Origin of the sequence: Polyangium sorediatum (assembly GCF_029946465.1) — a bacterium.
GTDB classification, from domain to species: domain Bacteria; phylum Myxococcota_A; class Polyangia; order Polyangiales; family Polyangiaceae; genus Polyangium; species Polyangium fumosum.
The window spans coordinates 1-13,302 of the sequence record NZ_JARZHI010000068.1; the positions used below are offsets into that span (position 1 = coordinate 1).

The window sequence follows — 13,302 nt, forward strand, 5'->3', positions numbered from 1 at the left end:
GCCTCCCGCCCCACCCATTCCCCCGGCCCCACCCGCGCCGCCGCCGCCCGTGTTCTCCGTAAAATCGATCACCCGCGCCTGAACCCGCGCCGTGCCGAACGGCGCCTCCACGAAAAACGTCGAATACGTGACCAGCACCTTCCCGTCGTTCGTCGACGCGAGCGACGGCGGGCCTTTCGGCTTGTCGTCCGCCGTGATCGGCAAGCTCGTGACGACCGCGAGATGGCCGTCCAGCACGAGGGCCGCCTCGTCGGTCATCGTGGGGCCACAAGCCCGGTAGGCGACGATGAACCGGTCGCCCTCCCTCACCACGCCGCGCTCCTCCAGCGCGAGGTAGGCGCAGCCGGCGTGGCTCGCGAGCTCGATCGGCGCCGCGTCCACGAGCGCGCCGGCCGGGCTCACCCGCGCCCCGACGAGCTTCTGCGCCGCCTTGTCGATCCAGAACACCACATGATTCGTTCCGTCGAACACCGTCGAGACACCCCCGAAGCTGCCCGGGCCCGCGAGCGTGAGCGGCGACGGAGCCAAGGGCGCGCCCATCCCATCGACGCGCGCCACGCGCACCGCCGAGCCGTTCGACGGCTCCCACGCGACGAGGTGGTTCGTCCCGTCGAACGACGCGCTCAGGGCCGAGGACGTCGCCTCCAGCGAGACGACACCGCCGGGGGAGAGCTGTCCCCCCGCGTCCATCGTCAACGAGGCGAGCACGTCGTCCCCGAGGTCCGTGTCGTATGCGGAGCCCACGGCGAGCGTCCGGCCCGCGCCGACGGAGAGCGCCACACGCGCGCTCAGGTCGGAGAAATTCGGCAGCTCGATCGACGGCGGATCGATCACGACGCCATGCGTATCCATCCGGTTCACGAAGCTCGCGCAGGTGGAAGAGTCATAACCATTGATGCAATTCGAGAAGCCGAGGATCGTGCTCGTCCCGTCGAACGCGACGCTCGTGTGCGCCACGTCGCCCCCTCCGTCCTCCACGAAGATCCCGTTCGGATCGAGGGAGACGCCCGCCGGAGTGACACGCGCGGCATACAGGTTCGTGCCCTGCTCCAGCAGGAAGTCACGCGCGTCGGACCACGCGACGACGAAGTTTTGCCCGTCGAAGGCCGCCGACGGCGACCGCTGATCGTTCACGCCCCCCGAGACCAGGATCGGCGCCGCGTCGAGCGCCGCGCCGGTCGCGTCGAAGCGCCGCGCCTGGATCGAATACCCGCCGGGGAAAAAGCCATCGAAATACGCATTTTGCCACACGACGAGCGCCTGCGATCCATTCGAGGCGCCTTGCCCCCTCGCGCCCAGGTCCGTGTACGTCACGCCGCCCGGATCGAGCACCACACCCTGCGGGGACACGCGCGCGCGGCGCAGCGGGTACGCGACGTAATCCGTCCAGTAATTGCACCATGTCACGACGGCGTTCGTGCCGTCCGTCGTCACGTCGATCTCCGTCAAGTCGTAGACCGGATCGCCAATGGCGATGCCATCGGGATCCAGCACCTCGCCCTGCTGCGCGTCGAAGCGCGTCCCCTTGATCGTCGTCTCGTACGTGTCATCGTCGTATTGGCCGTACGCGATGAAGTAATTCTGCCCGGTCCACACCGGCACCGGATCCCACGTGTCGAGGATCGGCGAAGGCGTCATGATTTCGATGCCCGCCGCATCCACGAGCGCGCCCTGGGCGTCGACGCGGTGTGCATACCCGGACCCGCCCGTCTCGCGCAGGAGGAGCGCCCCCGCGCCGTTCGACGCGACGTCGAGCCGGTAGCCCGGCCCCACCACGATCCCGCCCGGATCGAGAGCCTGCCCGGCCGGCGAGACGCGTCCGTACAGGCCCGTGGAATTGTCGATCCACGCGACGAGGTAATTCACGCCGTCATAAGCGACCCGCGTCTTCTGCTGGATCGTCGTCGACGTCGAGAGCGTGACCGGCGCGCCCACGGGCTTGCCGTTCGCGTCGAGGCGCTGGCCGTAGACGCCCGTGCTCGAGATCATGAACGGGCTGCCCGTCTGGTACGTCAAGAAAAAGCCGTTCCCGTCGCTCGCGAGCGCGGGCTTGATCGGGTTCGAGCCTTCGACGACGGGAAACCCCGTCGTGTCGAGCACGGTGCCGTCGGCGGCGATACGCGCCGCATAGATGCGCTTGTCCTGGATCGGATCGAGATAACGATCCTCCTCCCAGGCGACGAGGTAATGGCTGCCGTTCGACGCGACCGCCGGCCGGAACCGACGCCGCCCCGCCGGCAGGCCCGCGATCGGCGTATCGATCCCGAACTCCGGCGTGAGGAGCGGATCCAGCACCGCCGGATACGCCGACGCCGCGAGCACGCGCGCCGGCACGCGCATCACCACGCGCCCCTGCTCGCCGCGTACGTCCACGCGTGTCTTTTTCCCCGTCGCGTCAATCCACGTCGCCCGGCCGAATCGCACGCCGATCCCCGTGGCCGCGTCGATGAAATGGTGACCGTCGTGGGTCTCGCCGATGAACGCCTCGCCCCCGACGTCGAGCGCGATCACGAGATCCCCCGCGCCTTCGGGCGCGCGCGCGAACGAATACGAGAGCTCGACGCCGCCGTCCCGATTTTCGAGGTGCTCGTCGACGTCCCCGCGCGAAACGACGAGGTGCCCATCCGCCTCGACGCGCCCCGCGCCCGCCCCGCGCCCAAGCTCGGTCCCGCCCCGCGTGACCCGCGCCGTCTTCACGCGCAGCGGCGCGCCGGCCCGCGGCGACGTGCGCGGCGACGCGGCCGGCGCGATCGGCACGATCTCGAACCCTTCAGCCGTCGCCGCGATCTGGTGTGCGGACCCCGCGCCGACGAACTTGCCGTTCTCCGCCCGGAACCTCGCGCGGGACGCGCGGACGCTCGCGTCGAGATCAAACGCGGGTGACACCTTCGCCCCGGACGCCGCGCCCCCGAGCGCGTGGCCCTCGGCCGGCGCCGGGCTCTCGCCGCGCGCGCACGCGGCGAGCAGGGCCGCCGAGAGGAGCAGGCTCACGCGATCGGCGAGAAAACGGAGGCGTGGGAAATCCTTGGGCATCATCCCACATCGATTACCACGGAGCAGGCGGGCGCGGGAAGCCGCTCTACGCCCGCGCTTGCTCCCCGGGCGGACCGGGTGGTATGAGCGGCAGACCGGGAAGCACCAGGAAGTTTCGTGTCGGAGAGCAGCGGCGCGCACGGTTCGTCGGAGATCGAGGCGCTCGTACGAGGCGCGCTCAGCGGCAATCGTGCGGCCCAACGCGCGCTCATCGAGGACGTGCTCGCGCCGGTCGTCCAGGCCCGCGTCGCCCGTGTCCTCGTCCGGCGCCTGAGCGCGAAGGGAGATCTGCGCACCGAGATGATGGATCTCTGCCAGCAGGTCTTCGTGCACGTCTTCGGCCATCACCTGCTCGCGCGCTGGGATCCGGCCGCGGGCCCGCTCGGCGCGTTCGTCGGGACCATCGCGGAGAACCACGTCCGCTCGATCCTGCGCAGCCGCGTGCGGAGCCCCTTCACCGAAATCGCGACCGAGCAGGAGGCCCTCGAACTGGCGTTGCCCCGCGGCGAGCAGAGCCACGAGACGACGATCGTCTCGCGCGAGGCGCTGCGCAGGCTCGAAGCCGAGCTCGACGACGAGGAGCGGGAGGGGTTTTTCGCGTTCTTCGTGGACGAGCGTTCCATCGAGGAGATGTGCGTGGTCACGGGCAAGAGCCGGGAGGCGGTCTACAAGCAACGCCAGCGGCTCCGGGAGCGCGTGCGGCGGATCCTCGAGGACGAGGCCGCGAGCTCGCGTCCGCCCGTGCGCGGGGCGCCGAGGACCCGGGAGGAGGGGCTGTGAACGAAGAGCAGGATCCGCGGATCGAGGACCTCGCCCGGCGCGCGCGTGAGCGCGAAGAGAAAGAGCTCGCCGAGCTTTTGCGCCCGCTCGACAAGGCCGAACGAAGCGCGCTCGCCGACGCCGTGTTCGCCACGCTCGACGCAAAGGGCGCGCCGGAACCGGAAGAAGCCCGCCCGGCGCCGGTCGTCCCGATCGAGAGGCCCACGAAGGCCGGCGCGCGCCGGAGGTTTGGGCTCGTCGGGGCGCTGCTCGCCGCGGCGCTCGGGGCGCTCGCGCTCTTCGTCCTCCTGCGCCGGGACGCGCCGGCCCCGATCGCGGCGTACACGCTCTCCGTCGAGGGCGGCAACCAGGCCGAGCGGGGGGACAGGCCGCCGGAAGACGCGGTGATCCGGCTGGATCCGGCCTCGCGGCTCTCGCTCGCGCTCCGGCCCGGATCACCCGTGGCGGGGGCGATCGCGGTGCGCGGGTTTCTCGTGCGGGAGGGCGCCGCGAAGGCGTGGGAGCCGCCCATGGTCGTCGGGGCGGGCGGCGTCGTGCGGATCGAGGGGACCGCGGCGGCGCTCTTCGGGGACGTACCCGAAGGCGCGTGGGACGTCGTTTTGCTCGTGGGCCGCCCCGAGGCGCTCCCGGACGAGGCGATGCTCGCCAAGGCGGCGGCGTCCGGCGAAACCCTCGCCGCGTTGTCGACGCATCGGCTGCGGATCACGCTCTCGCGGCCGCGCGGGGCGCTCGGCGGGGGCGGGGAGAACGAGGGCGCGCCGAAGAATCGCGTTTCCCAGTGCGCCTCCGCCCCGGCGGAGGTTCTCCCGGACGCCCTGGTGCAGGCGGAGGCGGCGCGGAAGCGCGGCGAGCTCGATCGGGCCTCGTCGCTCGTGGAGGGCGTGCTCGCGCAGGGGGCGCCGGACACGAGGCGGGCCGCGATCCGGCAAAAAGCCCGCATCGTCATGGCCACGCGCGGGCGGTTCGACGAAGCGGCCGCGCTTTTTCGCGAGGCCATCACGCAGGATCACGCGGCGGGGCGGCTCGCGGACGAGCTCGACGATACGTTCGCGCTTTCGTACGGGCTCCTGCTGGACAAGCGCGCGTTCGGCGAGGCGCGGGCCTTGCTCGATGGGCTCGGGCCGCTCCTTTCGGCGTGCCCCGAGGGCGAGCCCAAGGCGGCGTATTACAAGGGCCTGCTTGGCATCGAGACGGGGGATCTGCGCGCCGCGCTGGCCTCGTTCTCGGCCGCGGCGGCGGGGGCCGAGCGGCTCGGGCTCGACGCGTATCGAAGCGCGGTGCTGGAGCAGGAGGCCGAGGTGCTCGCCGTGCTCGGGCGGCACGAGGAGGCGGCGTCGCGGCTCGCGCAGGCGCGGGCGCTCGCGGGGCCCTCGGCGGACGCGTGCCGGCGCGCGCAGCTCGCGAGCAATGCCGGGTGGATCGCGCTCCGGGCCTCCGCGCGCTCGGGGCGCGGGCTCGACGAAGCCAAACGGGGGCTCGACGAGGCGCTCATGATCACGCGCGAGGGCTGCCCGGCGGGGCTCGGGAACGTGCTCGTGAATCTCGCGCTCGTCGAGCATGAGAGGGGGCGCGGCAAGGAGGCGCGGGCGCGTTTGGAGGAAGCAAAACGCGCGGGCGGCTGGGCCGAGCTCGGCGGATGGCAACGGATGATCGAGGCGCGGCTGCTCCTGTCCGAGGGAAAACCCAACGACGCGCTCGCGGCGCACGAGGCGCTGCGGGCCGAGGGGGAGCGGCTGCTCTTGCCCGAGCTCGTCTTCGAGGGCGCGCTCGGCCGGGCGGAGGCGCTCGCGGCGCTCGGAAAACGCGGGGAGGCGCGCGTGGCGTTCGGGGAGGCCGAGGCGGCGCTCGCGGCGTGGGGGCGGGGCGTGCCGCTCGGGGAGGGGCGGGGGTCGTTTCTCTCGGCGCGGCAGCGCGGGGCGCGGCTCTGGGTGGAGTTCTTGTTGCGCGAGGCGGAGCGGGGCGACGCGCGGGCCGCGCGGGAGGCGATGGAGGCGGCGCGGCGGTCGCTCGCGGGATTCGTCCAGGCATTTCATTGGGTGAACCGCGTGGGCGCGCTCCCCGCGGAGGCGCGAAGGCGCTGGGACGAGGCGGTGGCGGCGTACCGGCACGAGCGCGCGGTGCTGGAGGAGAAGGCCGCGGCGCGTGGTCCGGGCGCAGGGGGGCTCGAACCGGAGCGGGCGGCGTTGCGGGGCGCGCTCGATCGGGGGCTCGCGGCGCTCGGCGCGGGCGAGGCGCGAGATGCGGCGCCGCCCTTGTCCGTTCCGGCCGCGGAGGAGGCGCTTTTCGTGGTGCACCCGGCGCACGAGGGCCTCGCGGGGTTCGTCGTGACGGAGGGCGGGCGGAAGGTCGAGGCCCGGCGGCTCGGAGCGCTGGAGCCTTCGAGCGCGCCGGCCGCGCGCGCCGAGGCGTGGCTCGCGCCTTTTCGAGGCGCCCTCGCGAACGTGCGTCGCGTGCGTCTGGTGGTACCGGGGGAGCTTTTGTCCACGGATTGGCACGCGCTCCCGCTCGATGGAGCGCCGCTGATCGAGCGCGCGGAGGTCGTGTATTCGATGGACCTCGCGCCGCGGCCCGGGGCGCCCGAAGGTACGACGGCCGTGGTGATCGCCGATCCGACCGAGGATCTGCCCGGCGCGCGCGGGAGCGCGGGGGCGGTCGTCGCGGCGCTCGAAGCCCGGGGCTTGCGTGTCGTCTCGCTGCTCGGCGAGGCCGCGACGCACGAGGCCGTGCGGGACGCGCTGGAGCTGCCCTCCGTGCGGCTCTTGCATTATGCGGGGCATGCCACGTTCGAGGGTCCGGACGGGCTCGAAGCCTCGCTCCGCCTCGCCCGCCGGGGTCGTTTTTCGGTGGCCGACGTGATGGCCCTGGCCCGTGTCCCCGCGGTTGTGGTGCTCGCGGGGTGTGATACCGCGCGCGCCGCGGAGGTCGACGCGAGCGCCGGGGGGCTCGGCCTCGCGCAAGCGTTCCTCTTGAAGGGCGCCCGCGCGGCCGTCGCGACGCCCCGCCCGATGGGCGACGCGCTCGCCGAGCAGGCGACGCGCCTCCTTTATGCAGAGCCTATCGAGCGCGACCCGGCCCACGCCCTGCGCGCCGTGACCCTTGCTCTCCGGAAGGCGTCGCCCGAGGCCGACTGGACCGCCCTGCGCCTGCTCGGGGAGTGAGCCAAGGCGCCCGCGAGATTTTTTTCTCCACCTCTGTCCAATCTCCGGATCCGAAGGCGTAAGCCCCGCCGAACACGCCGCGAGGTAGGTCCCGCGTGCGCGCCGCATGGCCGTGGCGCGCTCTCGGGGGGCGCTCGGGCTTTTTTCGAGAGGTGAGACATGGCGCGCATGTCGAAGAGGACGGTTCTGTCCACGATCATCGGTGTATCCATCGTATTGCCTTGCACGACGGCCTTCGCGGACGTCGTGCTGGAGCCCAACGTCATCAAAGGCCAAGCGCGGTTCTCCAATACGAACCCCAGCGTCGTCGCGCTGCTCCAGCAGCTCGGGATGACGTCGGCCCAGGTGAGCGCTGGGAGCTCGTCGCCCGGCGGTTATTCCAGCAACACGAACGCGCTCCTCGGCACGCCGCTCTCGCGCAGCTTCGAGCTCTCCGCGGAATCGGGCGCTGGGGGGCCGGGCGGCGTCACGTACAGCCTGGGCGCGAGCGGCAATCTTTATGCGGCCGCCGGGTACAGCGCGTCGGGCGTGTACTGGTTCCAGCCCACGACGGGCGTCGTGCTCCAGCCCCTGGCGCAGCAGCCCGGCGGGACCACCGCGGACATCGCGGACTGCATCGGCCTCGTGCGCGTCCGCTGGGGGCTCGATCCGCAGTGCGATACGCCCTTCACCATCGGCTCGGGCTCGATCCAGACGAGCTACAGCTATAGCAGCTTCCAGAGCACCGCCGAGCATTACATCTTGCAGCTCGGCGGCACGAGCGAGACGCGGAACCTGTCAATCACGACGGGGAACGATCCGACGCAGAACACCATCACGTTTCAGATCCCGCTGGATTTGCATCCGGCGTGTGACGAGGTCCAGGACATCTGCATCGACATGTCCCAACTCATCGACGGCGGCGGCGCGCTCGGCTCGCTGACGGGCCCGTTCGACGTGCTCGGGGAAGTCGAGCAAGACAAGACCCTGATCCACGCGTACAGCGGCCCTGCGAACAATCAGCGGTATGGGAACTTCACGCCGCCCGAGATGCCTCTCGCCTCGCCAGGGACGTGGTGGACGCTGCCGAACATGGTCCCTGGAAGTTATCAGGCCTATGGCAGGGGCCTCGTGCGCACGGGCCGCCTGGCCACGGAGCTCACCACGACGCGGCTCGGTTCGGGCACCCCCGGCGGCTCGGTCGACGTCCTGGCGGGGGTGAGTAGCGACCTCCAGAAGAACATCGGCGGGCAGCTCCGGTATCCGTTCGTCATGAAGCCCGCGCGATTCCACGGGAAAATCCTCCTCGTGGATCCCTACGTGGTCGCGAACGGCGCCTACAGCTCGCTCTCGGCCCTCCGGTTCTCCGCGGATGCTCCCTGGTTGAGCCAGTATCCTTGGGGAACGACCCTCAGGGCGAGGGACGTGGATACGTTCAGCGGCCAGAGCATCACCTCGTTCGAAGGCCAGTTCGATCCGATGACCGGCGCGCTCGCATCCGGGTACGAGCAGCTCGTCGTCAATGCCTACGATATCCCCACGCTCTGGAACCAGTCGGGGCTGACGCTCGACTTCTTCGCGCCCTCCCAGCAGCGGGAGGGCAACCTCACGATCCAGCGGGACAACACGAACCACCTCCTTTCGCCCGGCGACGCCGTGGCCATCGACCACGCGTACTGCTTCAACGAGGTCGAGCTCCCTTACTCCATCGCGAGTGGGCTCCTCTTTGATCCGTACGCGATGGTGAACGGGTCCTTCAACGGCACGGACTGGCAAGGGACGGCCACCTCGTACACGGTCCAGGGCACGTTCCAGGGGTGGCCGAAGACCGTCGGGAATGCCTCGCAGAATGGCTCGGTCGTCCTGGCGTTGCCCCAGGGCTCCTACACGATCCAGCCTGGATCGAGCGTCCAGTCGGCCTCGGGCGCGGTCAGCAACGCGACCTTCGCGTCAACCGAGCTCAAGCTCGGCTGCGGGCAACGCGTCACGGTGTCGCCGGGCCTCAGCGTCTCGGCCGAGCTCCCGCTCTGCGCGGCCTCGGCCACGCCCGATATCGTGGGCGCCGTGGCGAGCAGCGGCGTCCCCGTCGATCGCATCTGGTACACGGTCAACGGCGGGCCCGACATCGACATTTGCGCCTCGAACTGCGGCGCCGATCCGCAATTCAGCGCGCCCGTGAGCCTCGCCGCCTGCGGCAACACGATCCAGGTCTTCGCGAGCGCGGGCGGACAAACCACCTCGGTCACGACGCAGACGACGTGGGAGGATCCGAACGACGGCGTCGATTGCGAGGGCTCCTGCGAGCCGCCGCCGTCTTCCGGTGAGACGTGCGCCACCGTGGACGTGAAGCCGCTCGCCTGCGAGGGCGGCGGGGGTGGATATTCGCTGACGCTCGAGATCAAGAACGAGCTCGACGAGCCCATCACCTACGTGCTCCTGCCCGATCCGCACGTGTACCCGAACGTCGTCACGCTGGCCGATCCGCTCCAGCCCGGGGCGTCGACGAAGGTCACGGTGACGGTCTCCGGCGTCAATCCCGGCGCCGGGGTTTGCCTCAACCTGGGGATGTCGAACCCCTCGCAAAATGAATGCTGCTCGAAGGAGGTCTGCTTCGAGGTGCCGGCGTGCTGCTTCTCCGTCGAGGGGCAAAAGACCTCCTGCATCCAGGGCGCGCCGGGCGGGACGTTCGAGGCCTCGTTCAACTTCGAGAACCGCACGCTCGACACGATCGAGCACGTCTTCCTCTTCCCGCCGAGCGGCGTGACGGTTTCGCCGCAATACGTGGACGTCCCGGCCACGCCTCCGGGGGGCCTCGCGCACGTGGGTGGGCTCTCGTTCACGGGCGCGACGCCCGGCGAGGAGCTTTGCCTCACCGTGGGGATTCACGACGAAGAGATGAACGAGTGCTGCGCGGACGAGGTTTGCTTCAAGGTGCCCCAGCCTTGCAAAAAGGAGTTCCCCGGCGAGCTGCCCTCGCCGAAGAAGGAGCTCGCCGCCGCCGAGAGCTGCTCCGTCAGCGCGGCGGGGGGTGAGCGAGGCTCCGTCGTGGGCCTCCTTCTCGGCCTCGCGGCCCTCGGCGGGCTCGCGCGACGCCGCCGCGCGTGAGGCCACGCGGATTCTCTGTCCAATCTCCACGGTGAGCGGCGTAAAGTCTCACGATCGCTCACCGTGGAGGTCTCGTGTCCCGCTTCCTGTCGTCCCGCTTCGGGCTTTCTCTGGTCGTCCTCGGCGCCGTGCTCGCCCCCGGATTCGCCTGCGTCCCGACGCCCACGCCGTGTCCTCCCGCGGAGGATGACGCCGGCTGCACCGGCCAGCGCTGGATCTCCATCGGCAACCCCAGCGCCCCTTGTCCCGCCGATTCCCTCGGCATCTGGGCGGAGGAGAAGCTCTTCAAGGGGCCCGTGGGCGGCCCTCCGCCCGCGCTCGCGCGGTATTGCGTCTACGAGTGGACCGGCGCGCGCGTGAACCCCGGCGCGACGCAATGCTTGCCGTACGGCGCGAATGGACCGGGGGATGACGAGATCAATCACCTCCAGACGGTCGTCGCGGCGGGCGCGGAGCTCGGCGAGGACTGCATCGACACGGCGCCGCTCGGCTTCGAGGAGGACGCCGCGGGCTGGGCGCGCAAATCGCTCACCCGACGGGCCGGCGGCGTCGATTCGCTGGCGCCGTCCGCCATGGATCCCACGCTCCCGCGCCCGGCGCGGGTCGTCGCCGTCGACACGTCGCCCGACGCGCTCTCCGGAGGCATTGCCGTCGGCCAGAGCCGGCACGGCGATACGGTGGCGCACGTCGCCCGTGATGTCGCGTGTCCAAACACCGAGGCGGCCCCTTGCGCGGCCCACGTCACGACGGCGCTCGGTTTGCCCCGCGCGGACCTCGCGAATCCCCTGGTCACCTCGCCGGCGCAGGGCGGGTTTTTCGGCACGGAGGGAGATCTCGCGCAGGCCATCGAGCGGAGCGTGCTCTCCTGGCGGACCGAGGTCGCCGCAGGGCAGGGGGATCCGCGGCTCGTCCTCAATTTGAGCGTGGGATGGGAGGACGATCCGGAGCGGAACAATTGCGCGCCCGCTCAGCTCGCCCAGAACCCTGATTCGCTCGCGCCGCCCGCGCGCGCCGTGCTCGATGCGATGCGGTATGCCGCGTGCCACGGCGCGCTCCTCCTCGCGGCCGCCGGCAACGACACCGGCGGCCCCAAGCCGGCGAGTGGCCTCGTGTGTCCTGCGCGCTGGGAGGTGATCACGACGCCCGACACCACGACGTGCAACGCGCTCGTCGGCACCAAGTTCATCGCGGCGTGGGCCGAGCGATGGCCGAGCTTCCCGCGCAGGCCCGCGTCCGCGCAGGCCTACGATCGCGTCGTGTATGCCGTCGGCGGCGTCGATTACAACGACGCCCCCCTCGTCCCGTCGCGCCCGCTCGCGCGCCCGCGCCTCGCGGCCCTCGGCCTGCTCGCGGCCGGCTGGGATATGTCGTCGAACGCCGCGGTCACGCCCAATACGAACGGGCAACCCCCCACGGCGCCGCCGCTCTTGACGGGCACGTCCGTCGCGACGGCGGTCGCCAGCGCGATCGCCGCGGGCAGGTGGGCGTACAACCCCGCGGCCACCGCGCCCGAGATCCTCGACGCGATTTATCAATCGGGCGTGGTGCTCCAGCAGAATGGCTCGAACATCCGCGCGGATCCGGATACGTGCGTCGGGACGAGCGCGTGCGCCGTGCACCGCCTCTCCTTATGTCGCGCGCTTGGCGTGCCTTGCGACGATGCCGCGCCCGTGGGAGCGCAGAACGATCCGTTGCCCAATCCGGCCCTGGCGTCCACGCTCTTGGCCACGCTCGCGGGCGAGTTCAATGCGGCGATCGTCTCGCAGGCGTCGTTCCCGGACACATTGCCCATTCCGAGCGCCGGCCACCCGACGGTCGCCGCCTCGCCGTGGACGTTCCCGCAGCCGAACTGGCCTGCGTGCCCGGCCTGCGTGCTGGCCGTCGATGGCCCGAACAACGTGATCCTTTATGCGAGGCCCGGCGTCACGATGACCGACCTCACGCTCGTGATCGTCGATCGCCAGGGTATCGTTCGCTCGGCGCGCGTGGCGGCCACGGCGCAGCGCAATGATGCCCTGCGGATCACGATCACGCCGCAGACCGGGTTTTCCGTGGCCAACGCGCGCAGCGTCTGGCTCTCGGGGACGGCGACGACGCAGAGCGGGAGCCCCGTCTCCGTCGTTCAGCAAATCGCGGTGACCGGGCTCTGACGCATCCGAGGAGAATCCCCAGCCAGCCGCAAGCTGCACGGAGGCCCGCCCGGTTGCCCGCCGCACGGCAAGCATGCTACGCGTCGACGAGGCCCCGCGCCGAGAGCGTCGGCGATGCGGGTGTTCAAGAAGGCGCAAGAATGGCCGCCACGACCCCTCTGCCCGTTTCCACCGCCCCGTGGAAGCCCGACCTGAAGATCGCTGTGCTGCTCGGCGTGGTGTCGGCGCTGGCCGTGGCCGCGCTGATCCCGTACCTGGTGCAGCTCATGCCGGACAAGTTCGCGAAGCTGCCGGTGCCGCTCCCGGTGTTGGTCGTCGCGCAGTCGCTGCAGGCGCTGGTCCTGATGGGCCTGACGTCGCTGGCCGGCCTGCGCATGGGCCGTCGCGTCGGCCTCGGCGCGCCGCTGCTGCAACGCTGGATCAACCGCGAGCCGCTGGTCATCGCGCCGCGGCCTCTGCAGGCGATCCTGCTCGGCGTTGCCGCCGCGCTTGGGGTCGTCGCCCTGTCCGCGGGGATCGATCCGTTTCTGCCGCCGATGCTGCACCCGCCGGCGAAATCGGGTGCCGGAGAATCGGCGTTGAACGGTTTCCTCGCTTCGTTCTACGGCGGCATCGCCGAGGAGCTGCAACTGCGCCTGTTCCTGATGACGCTGATGGTGTGGCTGGTCGCGGTGCTGCGCAAGGCCAGGCCGTCGCCGCGCGTCTACGGGATCGCGATCGCCATGGCCGCGCTGCTGTTCGGCGTGGGCCACCTGCCCGCCGCGGACCATGTCTGGGGGCTCGATGCGGTGGTCGTCGTACGCACCGTGCTGCTCAACTCCATCGCCGGACTGGCGTTCGGCTGGCTGTACTGGAAGCGCGGGCTGGAGATGGCGATCCTCGCCCACTTCAGCGCCGACATCGTGTTGCACGTACTGGCTCCCCTGGTAGCGAAAGCAGCCTGACGTTGCCCATTCCAAGGGCGAGCATCATCGCCTCGGCCGTGATCCACCTCCGCTCCGCGACCAAAAGCGGCCAGGTGACCCCGTCTCTCGCCCGCTCCGCGTCCACCCCACAGAAGGCACGCCCCGATCCTCCCCCGCGCCGCCGCCGCGCGC

6 protein-coding genes are annotated in these 13,302 nt (G+C 71.0%); 5 read left to right on the forward strand and 1 reads right to left on the reverse strand.

Annotated features, from left to right (window positions below):
• A partial coding sequence (locus QHF89_RS40585) for a hypothetical protein (RefSeq protein WP_284721570.1) occupies nucleotides 1-3,036 on the reverse strand: 3,036 nt, incomplete at its 3' end.
• A gap of 114 nt (nucleotides 3,037-3,150) precedes the next feature.
• Between QHF89_RS40585 and QHF89_RS40590 the strand changes: the two genes are divergently transcribed.
• The 5 genes from QHF89_RS40590 to QHF89_RS40610 all read left to right on the forward strand — a co-directional run bounded on the left by QHF89_RS40590 (nucleotide 3,151) and on the right by QHF89_RS40610 (nucleotide 13,149).
• Complete coding sequence (locus QHF89_RS40590) at nucleotides 3,151-3,813, forward strand: RNA polymerase sigma factor (RefSeq protein ID WP_136972463.1); 663 nt, start codon at nucleotides 3,151-3,153, stop codon at nucleotides 3,811-3,813.
• A complete protein-coding gene (locus QHF89_RS40595) occupies nucleotides 3,810-6,971 on the forward strand; it encodes a CHAT domain-containing protein (RefSeq protein ID WP_136972464.1) in 3,162 nt (1,053 codons plus the stop codon). Before QHF89_RS40590 ends, QHF89_RS40595 begins: the two co-directional genes overlap by 4 nt.
• Nucleotides 6,972-7,139: 168 nt before the next feature.
• Complete coding sequence (locus QHF89_RS40600; RefSeq protein ID WP_136972465.1) at nucleotides 7,140-10,055, forward strand: hypothetical protein; 2,916 nt, start codon at nucleotides 7,140-7,142, stop codon at nucleotides 10,053-10,055.
• Nucleotides 10,056-10,129: 74 nt separating this feature from the next.
• The gene (locus tag QHF89_RS40605) at nucleotides 10,130-12,205 is read left to right on the forward strand and encodes a S8 family serine peptidase (RefSeq protein ID WP_136972466.1); all 2,076 of its coding nucleotides are present in this window, start codon (nucleotides 10,130-10,132) and stop codon (nucleotides 12,203-12,205) included.
• Between the two features lie 140 nt (nucleotides 12,206-12,345).
• Nucleotides 12,346-13,149 carry a CPBP family intramembrane glutamic endopeptidase gene (locus tag QHF89_RS40610; RefSeq protein ID WP_136972467.1) on the forward strand — a complete coding sequence of 268 codons (804 nt, stop codon included), beginning with the start codon at nucleotides 12,346-12,348 and terminating at the stop codon, nucleotides 13,147-13,149.
• Nucleotides 13,150-13,302 lie beyond the last annotated feature (153 nt).